We start from the raw sequence: 15,729 nt of genomic DNA, 5'->3' as shown, positions 1-15,729 counted from the left end.
GAATGGGGCGGGACTGGCCACTTCGCCCCCCGCCCCAAAGCCATCAGCGGCCGCCGATCACACCGACATAGTCGGAGACCCAGCGATAGTACGGCACGCACTCGCCCTGCTCGCACTTGGCCGTCGGGGTCCGCCAGAACCGGATCTTGTCGAAGTTGTCGCCACCATTGTTGGCGCAGCCTTCGTCGGTCAGCAGCTCATTGCCCTTACAGGCCGCCGGGACCGACGGAACCGTGCCGAACCAGGCCGACACGTCGCCCTGCACCTTGGGCGAGAGCGAGTGCTCCATCCACATGTAGGCGCAGTTGGGGTGCGGGCTGTCGACGTGGAGCATGGTCGTGTCGGCCCAGCCCGTGATGCCTTCCTCGGGGAAGGTCGAGGCGACCGGCTGGCCTTCGGCCTTCAGCACATTGACCATGAACGGCCACGAGGACGATGCCACGACGCCCTCGTTCTTGAAGTCGTCCATCTGGATGAAGGCGTCGTGCCAGTAGCGGCCGACCAGCGTGCGCTGCACGCGCAGCAGGTCGAGCGCCGCCTTGTACTGGTCCTCGTTGAGCGAATAGGGGTCGGTGATCCCGAGCTCAGGCTTGTGCTTCATGAGGTAGAGCGCGGCGTCGGCCACGTAGATCGGGCCATCATAGGCCTGCACCCGGCCCTTGTTGGACTTGCCGTCGGGCAGCGTCTGCTCCTCGAACACCACGTTCCAGCTGGTCGGCGGCGTGTCACCGAACACATCGGTGTTGTACATCAGGACGTTGGCGCCCCAGACATAGGGCGTGCCGTAGTGGACGCCGTCGACGGTGTGCCAGGCGGCGCTTTGCAGCCGCTCGTCGATGGTCGACCAGGACGGGATCAGCGCGGTGTTGATCGGCTGGACGCGCTTGCCGGCGACGAGCCGCAGCGAGGCATCACCCGAGGCGGTCACGAGGTCGAAGCCGCCTTCGTTCATCAGCGCCACCATCTCGTCCGAGGTGTTGGCGGTCTTGACCGTCACCTTGCAGCCGGTATCGGCTTCGAACTTGGTGACCCAGTCGAAGTTCGGATCGGTTTCTCCACGTTCGATATAGCCGGCCCAAGCGACGATCGAAACTTCGCCCTCCCCCGCGCCAAGCGACTGCAGCATTTCCTGCGCAACCACCTGACCGGAGAAGGTCGCAACCATGGTCAAGGCCGTACACGTCCTGAGGATGGATTTCATCGGTTTCTCCCTGCTCGGGCCAGCGCTCCCAAATGCGCACAAGGCCCTTGCAAGCGACCTTATCGGCACGATTGACAACCGCAAATGCATTCGACCGGGGTGAGGTATCGGAGAATCCGATACCAGATACCGTCTATGGGCAGGATCAGCGTTCCTGTGTGGCCCGCGAACGCGAAAGATGCTGTTGCTGGGCGAGCCCGATGAAATCACGCGCCGCCTGCGTCAGCTGGCTGCCGCGCCGCCATACCATGCCGACCTGCACCACCGGCAACGCGCCGGAAACGTCCCGGCTCTCGATCCGGTCGCCTTCGAGCGACCACGGCCGATAGACGAGGTCGGGAAGGAGCGCGATGCCGGCGCCGGTTGCAACGAGACTGCGGACCGCCTCCACCGAGCGCGTGCGGAACGCGACGTGCGGCTTGGCGCTGAACGCCCCGAGGAGCTTGCCCGTGTTCTCTTCCGTCTCGTCGACGGTGAGCATGATCAGCGGCTCTGGTACGATGTCGGAGATCGAGATGATGTCCGCCCCGGCGAGCCGGTGTCCCAAGGGAAGCCAGAGCCGGTAGGGCGACGTTTCGAAGATCTCGGCCTGCAGCGCCACGCGGTCGCGCAGGTTGGAGATCACCATGACCGCCACATCGAGTTCGCCGCCGATGAGGAGGTGCTCGAGATAGTCCCCGTTGTCCTCGATGGCCGAGACGTTGACGTTGGGATTTGCGCGGCGGTAGCGAGCCAGCAGATCGGACAGCACGTAGCCGGCGACGAGTGAGGTGACCCCCAGTTGCAGGCTCCCTTGCGCCGGCATCTCCGCCTCACCAAAGCTGCGGCGCGCATCCGAAACGCTGGCGAGAATCCGCGTCGCATGCCGGTAGAACTGATGCCCCTTGTGCGTGATGCTGAGGCCCCGCCGGTGGCGCTCGAACAGCGTGACCCCCAGGTCGCTCTCGAGGTCCTTGATCGCATCGGTCACCGCGGACTGGCTGATCGACAGTTGCTGGGCGGCGCCGGAAACGGTCCCCTCCTCGGCGACCGATATGAAATACTGCAACTGCCTCAGTGTGAAAGCCATGAAGGCACTTAAGCATCGGCAAGCGGACCACTCAACCGCTCGCTAGCGGGATCGCTCGTGTTGGTCACTGCCCCTCATCGCCGGGCTTATGCCGGCATTGGCGGACACGAACTTGAGACGGACGCCGCACAGGGCTTGCCCTCGGCGACAACCGCGCTATTGAACAGCTGAATGCCCTCTTGGAGCCGATCATGTCGAGCCGCGCCCACACCCTCGCCGCCATCGAACGCCGCGTCCGCCGCATCGGCCGGCCCTTCGGCGTCAGCCTGCTGATCGCCGAGAAGCGCAACCCCAAGATCGATGCCCATGGCGGCTACATGCTGCGCGACGACGACACGTTCGAGATCGTCTTCGGCAACAAGGGCTACGACTTCTCCGCGACCCTCGACGAAGTCGAGGAGTTCCTGCTGGAATCCCGCGTTGCGATGCGCGAGGACATCAAGAAGAACAAGAAGCGCTAGCGCAGCGACGTTCAGCTCACGGAACTACCGCCACATTCGATCCTGGGCGGGAACGCGGATCGTCGCCCCAGTCGTTGGGACCGGGCGTGCCGCGCAAGAAGCCAGTGAGCCCGATGGTCCCAAGGATCGGCACCCCGCCGAGAATTATCGGCCTTATCGGATCGACGCGATCACGCCGCGGACCCACTCCCGCGCGCCACGCACCCAGCGTACCGCTACCTGCCAGGTCGTCGTCGACTTGGCCCAGCCAATCGCTCGGTCGCGCAGACCGAACAACCAGCCGAGCAACTGCGCGAACCAGTCGATCCGCATCAGCGGCTGGTAGCCGGCGTGGAAGATGCGCTCGACCACCAGCAGCGACAGCGCGTGCGCGAGCAGAAGTCCGACGGTGCCCGTGATGACATGGCCGGTGCCGGCCCACCAGATGGCGAGGACTTTCATCGGCTCGATGACGACGAACGGCACGCCGAGCGCGACCAGCGCCGCATAGGGTGGCAGGCGACCGATCCACTCGCCCAGCCGCTGAAACAGCCTGAGGGCGCTGAGCCGGTTGATCAGCGGCCGGAACAGCGGGAACAGCAGGTCGTCGAGCAGGGTGTAGATGACCACCGCGACCGTGACCACCGCGCGCCCAATGGCGCGGATCACCCGTCGCCACGCGGGTATCGTCTGCTGCTCCACCATGATTTTCCTCTGCCGCTCGCGAAGGCTAGCCGCCCCAGCCTTCTCTCGCTATCGTCCTGTCGGGAAGTTTCTGTGCCTCAGTAGCGAGCATCCGACCGCATGTCGATCAAAGCCGCGATCTATCACCTGACGCACTATCGATACGACCGGCCGGTCGTCCTTCAGCCACAGATCATACGGCTTCAGCCGGCGCCACAGAGCAAGACCAAGGTACTGAGCCACTCGCTTCGGGTCACGCCTGCCAAGCACTTCGTCAACCTGCAGCAGGACCCCTACGGCAACTACCTCAGCCGTCATGTCTTCCCCGAGCCGGTGACCGAACTCAAGATCGAGGTTGATCTCGTCGCCGATATGACGGTCTACAACCCCTTCGACTTCTTCGTCGAGGAGAGCGCCGAGCACTGGCCCTTCGAGTATCCGGCAGAGCTGCGCGAGGACCTCTCCATCTACATGAAGCCGCAGCCGGCTGGACCGCTGCTGCAGAAGTTCCTTGCCAGTGTCGATCGCAGCCAGCGGAACACAGTCAATTTCATTACCGCGCTCAATGCACAGGTGCAGGACGAGATTGCCTACATCGTGCGGCTCGAAACGGGCGTGTTCGAGCCCGACGAAACGCTGGCGCGCCGGCAGGGTTCGTGCCGCGATTCCAGCTGGCTGCTGGTGCAGGCACTGCGGCATCTCGGCTTCGCCACCCGCTTCGTCTCCGGCTATCTGATCCAGTTGAAGCCGGACCTCGTGTCCCTCGACGGACCGGCCGGCACCGACCACGACTTCACCGACCTCCACGCCTGGTGCGAGGTCTACCTGCCGGGTGCCGGCTGGGTCGGGCTGGATCCGACGTCGGGCCTGCTGACGGGCGAGAGCCACATCCCCCTCGCCGCGACGCCCCACTACCGCAACGCCGCGCCCATCTCGGGCTACACCAGCTTCGCCAATGTCGAGTTCAGCTTCGACATGAGGGTGAACCGGGTCGCCGAGCATCCCCGTATCACCAAGCCATTCTCCGACGAGAGCTGGGACCGCCTCAACGCCCTTGGCCGCAAGGTCGACGAAGAGTTGGTCCAGCACGACGTAAGGCTGACCATGGGCGGCGAGCCGACTTTCGTGTCCATCGACGACTTCGAGTCCGGCGAATGGAACGCGGATGCCGTGGGGCCGACCAAGCGCGCGCGCGCTGACGACCTGATCCGGCGCCTGCGAGAACGCTTCGCCCCGGGCGGCCTGCTCCACCACGGCCAGGGCAAGTGGTATCCCGGCGAGACCCTGCCACGCTGGACCTTCTCGCTCTACTGGCGCCGCGACGGCGAGCCCGTCTGGCGCGACGAAAGCCTGGTTGCCGGCGAGGGGCAGCGGACGGACGCCAAGCCCGGCGACGCGGAACGCCTCCTTTCCGAGATCGCGATCAATCTCGGCCTCGACGGGGACTCGGTCGCAGCCGCCTATGAGGATCCGGGCGAGTGGCTGCTCAAGGAGGGGCAACTTCCCGCCAACGTCGACCCCGCGAACAATCAGCTGGCCGATCCCGAGGCGCGGGCCCGCATGACCGCGGTGTTCGAGCGCGGCCTGACCAACCCCACCGGCTACGTGCTGCCGGTGCAGCGCTGGAACGCGCTGGCCGATCGGTCCAGGTGGATGACCGAGAAATGGCGCACGCGCCGCGGCAAGCTCTTCCTCGTCCCGGGCGATTCCCCTGTCGGCTATCGCCTGCCCCTCGGTTCCCTGAAGCATCTGTCTCCGACCGCCTACCCGCATATCGTGCCCCGCGACCCACTGATCGCGCTGGCCGACCTGCCCGAGGTCGAGGAACTGCTGCACCAGCCGGTGGAAGTTCGGATCGGACACCACGCCCAGCCCGCGATGTTCACGCCCGACCCCACCCAGATGCAGCAGCGCACCGAGCAGGTGCTCGACGACATCCAGGGGGCCGTCCGCACCGCCATCTCGGTCGAACTGCGCGATGGAAGGCTTTGCGTCTTCCTGCCGCCGATAGCGACGGTGGAGGACTATCTCGAGCTGATCGCAGCCTCCGAAGAGGCGGCAAGGACGATCGGACTACCTATCCATGTCGAGGGCTACGCTCCGCCCTATGACCCGCGTCTCAACGTCATTCGCGTCGCGCCCGACCCGGGCGTGATCGAGGTGAACATCCACCCGGCCGCCAGTTGGGAGGAGTGCGTCGCGACGACCACCGCGGTCTATGAGGAAGCCCGGCTGGCCCGGCTTGGCGCCGACAAATTCATGATCGACGGCAGCCATACCGGCACCGGTGGTGGCAACCACGTCGTGGTCGGCGGCTCGACCCCATCGGACTCGCCCTTCCTGCGCCGACCGGACCTGCTCAAGAGCCTGATCCTTCACTGGCAGCAGCACCCATCGCTGAGTTACCTCTTCTCGGGCCTGTTCATTGGGCCGACCTCGCAGGCGCCGCGCATCGACGAAGCCCGGCACGACAGCCTCTATGAGCTCGAGATCGCCATGAAGCAGGTGCCGCCGCCCGGCGACGGCGCGAGGCCCCTGCCCTGGTTGGTCGACCGTTTGTTCCGCAACTTGCTCGTCGATGTCACCGGCAATACGCACCGCTCGGAAATCTGCATCGACAAGCTCTACTCGCCCGACGGCCCGACCGGACGGCTCGGCCTTGTCGAGTTCCGCGGCTTCGAGATGCCACCGAACGCGCGCATGAACCTTGCACAGCAACTGCTGGTCCGCGCCCTGATCGCGCGCTTCTGGAAGGCACCCAAGCAAGGCAGCTTCGTGCGTTGGGGCACGACACTGCATGACCGGTTCATGCTGCCGCACTTTGTCTGGGCCGATTTCCTCGACGTGCTCGGCGACCTCAGGGACAACGGCTTCGATCTCGAACCCGAGTGGTTTGCGGCGCAGCTCGAGTTTCGCTTCCCCTTCTGCGGCGAAGTGGAGGTCGAGGGGATGAAGCTGACCGTCAACCGCGCGCTCGAGCCCTGGCACGTACTGGGCGAGCACGGTGCGATCGGCGGCACGGTGCGCTTCGTTGATTCATCGGTTGAACGACTTCAAGTGAAGCTTGAGGGCGTGAACCCCGGCCGCTACCGCGTCACCTGCAATGGTCGCGCGGTGCCGCTTACACCGACCGGCGAGGCCGGAGTGGCCGTCGCGGGAGTGCGCTTCAAGGCATGGCAACCCGCCTCCGGCGTGCACCCGGTGCTGCCCGTCAATGCGCCGCTGCACATCGCCATCTACGACAGCTGGACGGGTCGCGCCATCGGCGGCTGCACCTACCACGCTGCGCATCCGGGCGGACGCAACTACGACACCTTCCCGGTCAACGGCAACGAAGCCGAGGCCCGTCGCCTCAGCCGCTTCGTCCCCGGCGGCTACACGCCGGGCCCCTACGTGCCGCCCGCAGAGGCGCCGAACGCCGAGTTTCCGCTGACACTCGACCTGCGCGTGCCCCTTTGAGGACACTGGCGTGCCGATTTTGACCAACCAGTCGAAATTCCCTTGCCAATCCGCCGGCTTCCGTTAGCGCTATTTTCCCATGACACGACGGAATCAATGGCAGGCGACGAGGCACGGGGCACCTGGCCTGGTAGCCGACTATAGGCCCCTGCCGGGCGTTCCGGACGAAATGCTCGATGCCGACGGTCATGTCCGCCCGGGCTGGACCGAACTGATTGGCGCCCTCGATGAGCTCGGCCCCGAGGAAGTAGCTAGTCGCTTCGAGCGCGCCGACCAGTACCTGCGGGACTCCGGCGTCTACTATCGCAAGTATGATGGCGTCGAAGGCAAGGAGCGCGCCTGGCCGCTGGCCCATGTGCCACTGATCCTCGATGAGAGCGAGTGGCTGACAATCACGCGCGGCCTCACCCAGCGGGCCGAACTGCTCGAGACCATCGTCGCCGACATCTACGGAAGCAACGAGCTGGTCCAGCGTGGCCTGCTACCGCCGGAACTGATTGCGCGCAACGCCGAGTTCCTGCGCCCGATGGTCGGCATCCGCCCCGCCAGCGGACACTTCCTGCACTTCTGCGCCTTCGAGCTGGGTCGCGGGCCCGACGGCGGATGGTGGGTGCTGGGCGATCGGACCCAGGCCCCCTCCGGCGCCGGCTTCGCGCTCGAGAACCGCGTGGCGACGACGCGCGCGCTGTCCGACATCTACGGCAAGATGCCGGTGCACCGGCTCGCCGGCTTCTTCCGCGGCTTCCGTGACGCCCTCAATGCCATCGCCAGCGGCGGCGAAGGGCGTGTCGGCATCCTGACGCCGGGCCAGCACAACGAGACCTATTTCGAGCACGCCTACATCGCGCGCTATCTCGGCTTCATGCTGCTCGAAGGCGAAGACCTGGTGGTCGAGAACGGCAAGGTGATGGTGCGGACCGTCTCCGGCCTCCGGCCCGTCGACGTGCTGTGGCGGCGCATGGATGCGAGCTTCGCCGATCCGCTCGAGCTGCGCTACGACAGCCGCATCGGCACGCCCGGGATTACCGAGGCGATCCGGCAGGGCTCGATCTCCATGGTCAATGCGCTGGGCTCCGGGATACTGGAGACGCGCGCCCTGGCCGCCTTCATGCCCAACCTCTGCCGGGCGCTGACGGGCAGCGAGCTCGAACTGCCGACCATCGCCACATGGTGGTGTGGCGGGGAAGCCGAGCGCCGGCACGTGATCGACAACTTCGACCAGATGATGGTCGGCTCCGCGTTCGCCACCGGCCTCGCCATCGAGGACACCGACGGCACGGTGATTGGCGGAACTCTGCCCGCCGCCGAACGACAGGCGCTGCTCGCCCGCCTCGAGGCGGAGGGTGGTGCGTTCGTCGGCCAGGAGCAGGTCCACCTCTCCACCGCCCCGCTCTACATCGGGGGCAGACTGGAGCCTAGGCCGATGACGCTGCGCGTCTATGCAGCGCGCACCCGGGACGGCTGGACAGTGATGCCCGGTGGCTTCGCCCGCATCGGCGCTACGTCTGACTCTGCCGCCGTCGCCATGCAGCGCGGCGGCCAGGCCGCCGATGTGTGGGTGGTGAGCAGCGAACCGGTGGAGCGCGTGTCGCTTCTGCCCGGAGAAGGCGAGAAGCTCGTGCGCATCTCGGCAGGCAGCCTGCCGAGCCGCGCTGCGGACAACCTGATCTGGCTTGGCCGCTATGCCGAGCGGTGCGAAGCCACCGTTCGCATCCTCCGGGCGTACAACGCCCGCCTTGCCGAGAGCTCCAACCCCGACCTTGCCCTGCTCAAGGACACGCGCGCCTATCTCGACGGCCTCGGCGTCGATGCCTCGGTGCCGCTGCCGCACGGGCTGCTCGCCGCCATCGACAGCGCCGTCCACAGCGCCAGCCAGATCCGCGACCGCTTCTCGCCGGACGGGTGGCTTGCGCTCGTCGACCTGCGCAAGACGGCGCGAGCCTTCGCCGAGCGCGTCCAGCCCGGCGATGACGCGACACGGGCCATGACTGTGCTACTGCGCAAGCTCGCCGGCTTCTCCGGCCTCGTGCACGAGAACATGTACCGCTTCGCCGGCTGGCGCTTCCTCGAGATCGGACGGCGCCTCGAACGCGGCATCCAGATCGCAGGCGCCGTCGCCTGGTGCACTCGCAAGAATGCGCCCGAGGGTTCGCTCGACCTGCTGCTCGAGATCGGCGACAGCGTCATGACGCACCGCCGGCGGTTCTCGGTGATAGCGGGTGTGAACTCCTACATCGACCTGCTCGTACTCGATTCGCTGAACCCGCGCTCCGTCCGGTTCCAGATCGCCGAGCTCCACCAGCAGCTGGAACAGCTGCCGGGTGGCGTCGAGGATGGGCATCTCTCCGCGGCCGCAAAGTCCGCCCTGTCGCTCGACACCGAATTGCGCGTTGCCGAGCCAGAAGACATGACGACGCCCCGCCTCAGCCGGCTGGGGATCGATATCGGCAACCTGGCCGGCCTCATCGCCGACGCCTACTTCGCCTGAGGGGAGACAGGGCCGTGCTCTACGACGTCCGGCTCGAACTCCACTACGACTACGAAGCTTCGGTGCACGGCGACCGCCACCTCGTGCGCGTGAGCCCGGCGTCGATCCCGCAGGTCCAGCGGGTGATCGCTTCGTCGCTGTCATTCGATCCGCGGCCGCAGCAGGAAACGACGTTCACCGACTATTTCGGCAACCTCGTCACCACGATCGCCTACTCCGGCTATCACGATCATCTCAGCGTACGGCTCTCCGCCCGGGTCCAGGTTGAGGACCTGCACAGCTCCGCAGACCTTTCACCGGACCTGTCCGGGCTGAAGCAGGAGCTTGCCGCGCTCTGGTCGGTAGCGCCAGATTCGCCGCAACAGTTCCTCGCCGCATCGCCCCGCGTCCCGCTGGCCCCGGAGATCACGGCCTACGCCCGGGAGTCGGTGGACCGCACGCTCTCGGTTCGCGCCGCTGCGATGGACCTCTGCCTCAGGATCCACCGCGATTTCCGCTACGACAAGGATGTCACCAAGGTGGACACGGGGCCGGTCGAGGCCTTCGCCCTCAGGGGCGGCGTGTGCCAGGACTTCGCCCATGTGATGATCGCCGGGCTGCGCGGCGTCGGCATCCCCGCCGCTTATGTCTCGGGTTTCCTCAGGACCATCCCGCCCAAGGGCAAGCCGCGCCTCGAGGGCTCGGACGCCATGCATGCCTGGGTCCGCGTCTGGTGCGGCCAGCATGCCGGCTGGGTCGAGTTCGACCCGACCAATGCGATGGTGGCCGGTGCCGACCACATCACCATCGGTCACGGCCGCGACTACTCCGACGTTTCACCAATCGTCGGGGTGCTGCGCACCAGCGGCGAACACTCGGCCAAGCAGTCGGTCGACGTGGTTCGCGTAGAGTAACCTGAAATAATCCAAAGCTCCGGAACCAAGTTCTGAACCTCGCCGTTGTGAGGCAGACGCGCTTGCGGCGTGTCTCAGCCGGTCTTAACCGACTGATTTCACGAACAGGAACGAGAGCGATGAATACTTACGAGATCGCCAAGCTGGAACACGCTAGCCGTGCAGCTTTTGCCTGGGTGCCGGAGGGCTACGACGGTCGCACGCACTACGGTGCGGTGCTGACAGCCGTGGTTCCCGCGATCGGCATCCTCGCAGTCGCCGCGACGCTCCTGCTGTCTGTTCTGTAGGAGCGTTACACAATGACTTTAAGCACGATCATCATCATCCTGTTGATCCTGCTACTAATCGGCGCCCTACCGGCCTGGCCCTACTCCCGCTCCTGGGGAGCTTACCCCTCCGGTATCCTTGGCGTCGTGCTCGTCATCGTCGTCATCCTTGTGTTGATGCGCGTATTCTGACGAGCTCCGCGAGCCAAGGTCGCCCCCCTTTCGGCTCGCCTAAGGCACCCCGGTTCGCGCCCGAACCGGGGTGCACTTTATTTGGGCCCGCTGCTCGACGCGCCAATTCTGCTTGCAGGAACTTACCCGCAACTAGCGCGTTCAAGGACTCAACCTAACAGGAGCGACCACAATGGCATCCACAACCGATATGGCTCCCAACCGGAGCTCGTCTACACCTGCCCGCCGTGCATCGAACGGTCCCCGTCGCGCTGCACCCCGCCGCGCTGCTTCGGCAAAGACGAGTGAAGACGATCTGGCAGCGCAGGTGAACCAGTTGCAGGACGACCTCAAGCAGATCGCCGCGACGCTCGCCAGCATGGCTGGTGGCAAGGTCAACGACGCGCAGGCCATGGCCAAGCGCGAGTCTCGTCACCTGGCGCAGACCGGGCAACGCGCCATACAGGACGCTCAGGACGAGTTCGGCCAGCTCGAAAAGCAGATCAAGGACACGATCCGCGAAAAGCCGCTGACCGCCGTCGCAGGCGCGATCGCGCTCGGCTTCGTCCTCGCCGTCGTCTCGAGGTAGGCCATGCAGTTGCTGGCGCTCGCGGCTTCGGTCCTCGGCATCGAGGTCGACGAGCTGCTCGAACACGTCAAGCGAAACGCCATGGCCTGGTCGGCCGTGGCGCTTTTTGCGCTGATCGGCTTGGTCTTCCTGCTTGTCGGGCTCCACGCATGGTTCGTCAGCATGTGGGGGCCAATCGTCGCGCCACTGATCATCGGCGCGGCCGCAGCGGTGATCGCTATTGCCATCTGGGCGGGGATCACCATTTCCGACAACGCGGCCCGCCGGCACGCCACGCAGCGGCGCAACACCGCCGAGAAGACCGCCCTCGTCACCACGGCGGCGCTCACAGCCATCCCGCTGGTCATGAAGTCCGATCTCGTCAGGAAGGTCGGCATCCCGATCGGCGGTGCGCTGGCCGCCGCCTATCTGCTGGCCAAGCCGACCGGCTCGCGCCCTGACCGCCAAGCCAATGGCCACGACACCGAATGATGTGAAGGAACCGGCCGGCAGAGGCCGCGTTACCCTGAGCACCGCAAACCGCGGGCTAACAAAAAGGCCAACGGAACGAAGGATTTCCAAGGAGTGTGAGCCATGACCCACATCAAGCGGAAGATCGTATCCATACTGACCGACGACCAGATGCAGGAGAACGAGAAGATCACCATCCTGCGCCAGCTCGAAGCGGACTCGCTCTCCAAGGAGCGTAGCGCGACCGAGGGCATGACCCCTGTCGACGGCGACGATGGCGAGGATCTCAAGACCATCGAGAATGCCTTGCGCCGCCTCGGACAGGAGCCTGTCGAAGCCGGCGCATCCAGCCTCTAGGGTCAGCATTCGCCATTCACGTGTGGACCCCGTCTCGATGAACTCGAGGCGGGGTTTCTCATGCCGACTCGACGCTCGCCGATTTCGAGGCTTCCGGCCGCTCTGTCGTCGGCACAATCACCTTGAGACCGCCCGCATGGATTCGCAGGTCGACCCGCTGCTCCAGCGGGATCAGCTCTCCATCCAGCACGGCCTGGGCCGAGGCCTTGCGGCGCGGAAAGCTCAGGGTTAATTGCGCCACCTCCTTCTCGGAGACGAGGGGGTGGGCTTTCCAGTTGCCGAACGCCAGCGACAGCGCCAGGCGCGCCAGCTCCGCCGATGGCATGGGCTTGACCACATAGACGCCGAGCACACCACGATCGACGGCCTCGGCATAGGGGACGTGCCCCTCGCCCAGCACGTTGTTGGAGACGGCGACTGCCGTGGCCTTGCGACGCTCGCGCGACTGCCTCGTGGTCATTTCGACTTCGAACTTCAGCGGCCGCGACAGGGCAAGAGCAACCGCTCGCAGGCTGGCGAGCATCTTCCCCCAACGGCTGCGATAGGTGAGGCCGTTGCGGATCCTCACGAGGCGCGAATGCATGCCGACCGAATACTGATGCACGAAGGGCCGGCCGTTTGCCGTGGCGATGTCCACCTGGACGACATCCCCGCCGGCAATTGCGGCGAGTGCGGCATCGAGCTGAAGCGGGACGCCGAGCGAGCGGGCGAACAGGTTCATCGTGCCTGCCGGCAGCACTCCCAACGCGATCCCGTGCATGAAGCAGATGCCGGCCGCAGCAGAGATCGTACCGTCACCTCCACCGGCAAGCAGGGCCTCCACGCCAGGCTCGCGCGCGGCCCGTTCGAGTTCGGCCTCGAGTTCGTCACCGGCCACCACACGGCACTCGAGCGCATGACCGCTCTCGGCAAACACGGCTTCGGCGCCGCGCGCGAACGCTTCCATCTCCGTCGTGCGGAAAGTGCCGCCGTCCTTGTTCAAAACGCCTATGAATCGCATGCCCTGCCCCTGGCTGTGTTGGCATCAACGAACGGGCAGAACCGGTACAGGTTCCGGCCGGATCAATCGGGCTCAGTCCGCAGCTTGGGCAGTTCGACGATTACCGAGGTTCCCCCGCCGTCGCGCGGCAAATAGGCCGGCTCATCGCCCCCGAATTGCCTGGCCAGCTGGTTGATGATCAACGCGCCGAGCCCGGTCTGCGGCCCATCGGTCGGCGACAGGCCGCGCCCATCGTCATCGACCTGGAGCCTCGGAATGCCGGCCTCGTTGACGCCGAAAACGACCCAGATCGAACCTCTCCCGTCATCCGCGAATGCGTGCTTGAGCGCATTGGTCACGAGCTCGCTCACCACGATACCGATCGTCGTGGCGTCGCGAGCCGGGATGATCAGCGGCTCGATCTTCTTGCTGAAGGCGACCTTCTTGTCGGGGGGCACGCTGGCGGCCAGATCGTCGATGACTTCGTGGAGGAATTCGGCCGCGTTCGTGGTTTCGAGGTCGGCACCGAGCCGCAGGCGGCGGTGACCCGAGGCAATGGCCTGCACGCGACTCTGCGCTGCCTCAAGCGCCCGCCGCACCTCGTCGGAGGACGTTCGTGCCAGTTGCAGACCGAGGAGCGACGACACGGTCGCCAGCGAGTTGCCGATGCGGTGATTGGTGTCCTGGAGCAGCGTCTCGAGCCGCGCCCGCTCGCGCTCGGCATGGGCGCGGGCCTCCTCTGCCTCGGCGGTGCGCTCCCGGATTTTCTCCTCGAGCTCGACATTCTGGCTGCGCAGGATCGACTGCTCCTGCGACAGCGCAGCGACACGCCGCTGGGTGCGCGCCAGCAGCGAGTAGCCGAGCACCGCCGCCGCTGCGAGTGCCGCGAGAATGGCGATGACCAGCGCCTGGCGATAGACTTCCATCCGCTCATTGCGCTCGACGAGGCGGGCATCCTCCTCCTCGATGAAGCTCCTGAGCGTCTCCCGCAGGCGCTCCATCAGCTCCTGCCCGGTATCGGTGCGCAGCAGTGCCAGTGCCTCTGCGTTGCGTCCGCTGGACATGAGCTCGATGGTGCGCGCCATCTCGGCGCGCTTGGCATCGAGATCGGGGAGAAGTCCCTCGAGCCGTTGCCGCTGTGCATCGTTGCCTTCGATCAGCCGCATGAGGCGCTGGTTCCTGTCGCTGAGGTTGGCGACGGCGCGGTTGTAGGGATCGAGGTAGACGGGATCGCCAGTGAGCAGATACCCCCGCTGGCCCGTTTCGGCGTCGACGATCGAGAGCATGAGTTCCCGCGCCTCGCGCCGAATCTCGTAGGTCCTGCCGATGTCGGCGAGCTGGCTGTCGACCGTGCGGACCATGAACAGCGCTGCCAGGACCGCTACGAGGACGAGCCCGAGCGAAGTGAGCACGATCACCCTGCGCCATTTCGCGCGCGGCGGCGTGCCGACAATGATGCCGTCCGTACTCAGCTCAGTCATGGAGGCGCCGCCCTTCGCCTGCTCGATGGGTCCTTCGCGCCCGGATTTCGCCCCCCGAGCCCACGACCGGAACCGGTCCGCCTTCTAGTCGCAATGGGTGGCGAGATTTGGGCCCGATGCCACCTCGGGGACCGTATCCACAGGGTCGTGCAAGTGTCCGAACGCCCGTGCTCCCGCCGGATAGGCCGCTCGTTCCGGGCATATCATTGTTTAATGAACCGCTGCGCCCGAAGGTCAAGGATGCACCTCCCTTAGAAGGCGTCAAGGAATCCCCCCACATGCTCAACGCGAGCGCCCTCGTGATCGAGGAAGAGTACCTCATTGCGTCCGATATCGAGGAGACGCTGATCTCGGCGGGCGTACCCGGAGTTGAAGTGTACCGCGATGTGCCGGAGTTCAGCCGGAGCGGCCGCCCGCTGAGTGGCTTCGCCCTCGCCGTCATCGAGGCGAGGCTGGGTAGCCCAGAAGTTCTCGATTTCGCGGAACGGCTGCGCGAAGCGGGTGTCGCTGTGGTGATCACGTCGGCAGACCGAGCGATACAGTCGCTCTTCACAGGCACCGCCCCCCTGGAGAAGCCCTTCGATACCGCTGCGTTGCTGGCTGCGTGCGAGGCGGCGCTCCGTGGCGTCGCCCCGCCTGAAGAGGTTATGTGAACCGCGCGCCGGTGGTGACCTGAGCCGAAACGGAATCCGGTCCGTAGTCGGACTCGCCGGCGACCTGCAGCACTTCCTGCAGCTTGGTGCGGGCGCGGCTGACTCGGCTCTTCATCGTCCCGACGGCGCACTTGCAGATTTCGGCCGCCTCCTCATAGGAGAAGCCCGACGCACCGATCAGGATGATCGCCTCGCGCTGGTCGTCCGGCAGCCTGTCGAGCGCCGCCTTGAAATCGACCAGGTCCATCGAGCCGTACTGCGACGGGTGGACCGACAGCCTCTCGGTGAACGCACCATCGGTGTCCTGCACCTCGCGTCCGCGCTTGCGCATCTGGCTGTAGAACTCGTTGCGAAGGATCGTGAACAGCCACGCCTTCATGTTGGTGCCCATCTCGAAGCTCTCCTGCTTCGCCCAGGCTTTCATGACGGTGTCCTGCACGAGGTCGTCAGCCTTGTCGTGTCGCCCCGAAAGCGACACGGCGAACGCCCTTAGGCTCGGCAGAGTCTGGAGGAGCTCGCGCTTGAAGCTCGGCTTTTCGGCATCCATAA

Annotated in this window: 16 protein-coding genes; 10 read left to right on the top strand and 6 right to left on the bottom strand. The window is 65.8% G+C overall.

The genetic code is table 11. From position 1 onward, the window contains the following. Positions 1–43: 43 nt before the first annotated feature. A complete protein-coding gene (locus PRN20_RS17010; RefSeq protein ID WP_273958773.1) occupies positions 44–1,201 on the bottom strand; it encodes an ABC transporter substrate-binding protein in 1,158 nt (385 codons plus the stop codon). Between the two features lie 145 nt (positions 1,202–1,346). Then, positions 1,347–2,270 carry a LysR substrate-binding domain-containing protein gene (locus PRN20_RS17005; RefSeq protein ID WP_273958771.1) on the bottom strand — a complete coding sequence of 308 codons (924 nt, stop codon included), beginning with the start codon at positions 2,268–2,270 and terminating at the stop codon, positions 1,347–1,349. A gap of 191 nt (positions 2,271–2,461) precedes the next feature. Between PRN20_RS17005 and PRN20_RS17000 the strand changes: the two genes are divergently transcribed. Next, entirely contained in the window at positions 2,462–2,731 is a 270-nt protein-coding gene (locus tag PRN20_RS17000; protein ID WP_273958770.1) for a hypothetical protein, read from the top strand. A gap of 153 nt (positions 2,732–2,884) precedes the next feature. On the opposite strand, the gene PRN20_RS16995 is transcribed toward PRN20_RS17000, so the two are convergent. Next, a complete protein-coding gene (locus PRN20_RS16995; RefSeq protein WP_273958768.1) occupies positions 2,885–3,415 on the bottom strand; it encodes a hypothetical protein in 531 nt (176 codons plus the stop codon). A 99-nt stretch (positions 3,416–3,514) separates the two neighbouring features. Between PRN20_RS16995 and PRN20_RS16990 the strand changes: the two genes are divergently transcribed. From PRN20_RS16990 to PRN20_RS16955, 8 genes are all read left to right on the top strand, one after another. Beyond that, positions 3,515–6,853, top strand: a complete 3,339-nt coding sequence (locus tag PRN20_RS16990; protein WP_273958766.1) for a transglutaminase family protein — start codon at positions 3,515–3,517, stop codon at positions 6,851–6,853. 79 nt (positions 6,854–6,932) lie between these two features. Then, on the top strand, positions 6,933–9,341 hold the full coding sequence (locus PRN20_RS16985) for a circularly permuted type 2 ATP-grasp protein (protein WP_273958764.1): 2,409 nt from the start codon (positions 6,933–6,935) through the stop codon (positions 9,339–9,341). Positions 9,342–9,355: 14 nt separating this feature from the next. Continuing rightward, positions 9,356–10,234: a transglutaminase family protein gene (locus PRN20_RS16980; RefSeq protein ID WP_273958761.1), complete on the top strand. Its 879-nt coding sequence runs from the start codon at positions 9,356–9,358 to the stop codon at positions 10,232–10,234. Between the two features lie 119 nt (positions 10,235–10,353). After that, a complete protein-coding gene (locus PRN20_RS16975; RefSeq protein ID WP_273958759.1) occupies positions 10,354–10,521 on the top strand; it encodes a hypothetical protein in 168 nt (55 codons plus the stop codon). 12 nt (positions 10,522–10,533) lie between these two features. Continuing rightward, complete coding sequence (locus tag PRN20_RS16970; protein ID WP_273958757.1) at positions 10,534–10,692, top strand: DUF3309 family protein; 159 nt, start codon at positions 10,534–10,536, stop codon at positions 10,690–10,692. Positions 10,693–10,864: 172 nt separating this feature from the next. Then, positions 10,865–11,260 (top strand): DUF883 family protein, encoded by a 396-nt coding sequence (locus PRN20_RS16965; RefSeq protein WP_273958755.1) that lies wholly within the window; start codon positions 10,865–10,867, stop codon positions 11,258–11,260. 3 nt (positions 11,261–11,263) lie between these two features. Continuing rightward, positions 11,264–11,731 carry a hypothetical protein gene (locus PRN20_RS16960; RefSeq protein WP_273958753.1) on the top strand — a complete coding sequence of 156 codons (468 nt, stop codon included), beginning with the start codon at positions 11,264–11,266 and terminating at the stop codon, positions 11,729–11,731. Positions 11,732–11,833: 102 nt separating this feature from the next. After that, positions 11,834–12,067 carry a hypothetical protein gene (locus tag PRN20_RS16955; protein WP_273958751.1) on the top strand — a complete coding sequence of 78 codons (234 nt, stop codon included), beginning with the start codon at positions 11,834–11,836 and terminating at the stop codon, positions 12,065–12,067. Positions 12,068–12,125: 58 nt separating this feature from the next. Here the strand turns inward: PRN20_RS16955 and PRN20_RS16950 are convergent, their stop codons facing one another. Next, positions 12,126–13,049, bottom strand: a complete 924-nt coding sequence (locus tag PRN20_RS16950; protein WP_273958750.1) for a diacylglycerol/lipid kinase family protein — start codon at positions 13,047–13,049, stop codon at positions 12,126–12,128. A gap of 80 nt (positions 13,050–13,129) precedes the next feature. Beyond that, complete coding sequence (locus tag PRN20_RS16945; RefSeq protein WP_273958749.1) at positions 13,130–14,527, bottom strand: sensor histidine kinase; 1,398 nt, start codon at positions 14,525–14,527, stop codon at positions 13,130–13,132. Positions 14,528–14,805: 278 nt separating this feature from the next. Here PRN20_RS16945 and PRN20_RS16940 point away from each other — a divergent pair, with 278 nt between their 5' ends. Continuing rightward, the gene (locus PRN20_RS16940; RefSeq protein WP_273958747.1) at positions 14,806–15,180 is read left to right on the top strand and encodes a hypothetical protein; all 375 of its coding nucleotides are present in this window, start codon (positions 14,806–14,808) and stop codon (positions 15,178–15,180) included. Here the strand turns inward: PRN20_RS16940 and PRN20_RS16935 are convergent. Continuing rightward, entirely contained in the window at positions 15,173–15,727 is a 555-nt protein-coding gene (locus tag PRN20_RS16935; RefSeq protein ID WP_273958745.1) for an RNA polymerase sigma factor, read from the bottom strand. The genes PRN20_RS16940 and PRN20_RS16935 overlap by 8 nt on opposite strands. Between the last annotated feature and the right edge of the window lie 2 nt (positions 15,728–15,729).

This window comes from Devosia sp. ZB163 (genome assembly GCF_028613635.1).
Taxonomy (GTDB): Bacteria; Pseudomonadota; Alphaproteobacteria; order Rhizobiales; family Devosiaceae; genus Devosia_A.
The sequence above is the reverse complement of the archived record's forward strand: the minus strand, read 5'-3'. Positions and strand labels throughout refer to the sequence as shown.

Coding starts and splice junctions, on each gene's coding strand:
- PRN20_RS16965 (WP_273958755.1), top strand. CDS start 10,865: ATGGCATCCACAACCGATATGGCTCCCAACCGGAGCTCGTCTACACCT.
- PRN20_RS16935 (WP_273958745.1), bottom strand. CDS start 15,727: ATGGATGCCGAAAAGCCGAGCTTCAAGCGCGAGCTCCTCCAGACTCTG.
- PRN20_RS16990 (WP_273958766.1), top strand. CDS start 3,515: ATGTCGATCAAAGCCGCGATCTATCACCTGACGCACTATCGATACGAC.
- PRN20_RS16945 (WP_273958749.1), bottom strand. CDS start 14,527: ATGACTGAGCTGAGTACGGACGGCATCATTGTCGGCACGCCGCCGCGC.
- PRN20_RS16940 (WP_273958747.1), top strand. CDS start 14,806: ATGCTCAACGCGAGCGCCCTCGTGATCGAGGAAGAGTACCTCATTGCG.
- PRN20_RS16995 (WP_273958768.1), bottom strand. CDS start 3,415: ATGGTGGAGCAGCAGACGATACCCGCGTGGCGACGGGTGATCCGCGCC.
- PRN20_RS16955 (WP_273958751.1), top strand. CDS start 11,834: ATGACCCACATCAAGCGGAAGATCGTATCCATACTGACCGACGACCAG.
- PRN20_RS17000 (WP_273958770.1), top strand. CDS start 2,462: ATGTCGAGCCGCGCCCACACCCTCGCCGCCATCGAACGCCGCGTCCGC.
- PRN20_RS16975 (WP_273958759.1), top strand. CDS start 10,354: ATGAATACTTACGAGATCGCCAAGCTGGAACACGCTAGCCGTGCAGCT.
- PRN20_RS16960 (WP_273958753.1), top strand. CDS start 11,264: ATGCAGTTGCTGGCGCTCGCGGCTTCGGTCCTCGGCATCGAGGTCGAC.
- PRN20_RS16970 (WP_273958757.1), top strand. CDS start 10,534: ATGACTTTAAGCACGATCATCATCATCCTGTTGATCCTGCTACTAATC.
- PRN20_RS17010 (WP_273958773.1), bottom strand. CDS start 1,201: ATGAAATCCATCCTCAGGACGTGTACGGCCTTGACCATGGTTGCGACC.
- PRN20_RS16985 (WP_273958764.1), top strand. CDS start 6,933: ATGACACGACGGAATCAATGGCAGGCGACGAGGCACGGGGCACCTGGC.
- PRN20_RS17005 (WP_273958771.1), bottom strand. CDS start 2,270: ATGGCTTTCACACTGAGGCAGTTGCAGTATTTCATATCGGTCGCCGAG.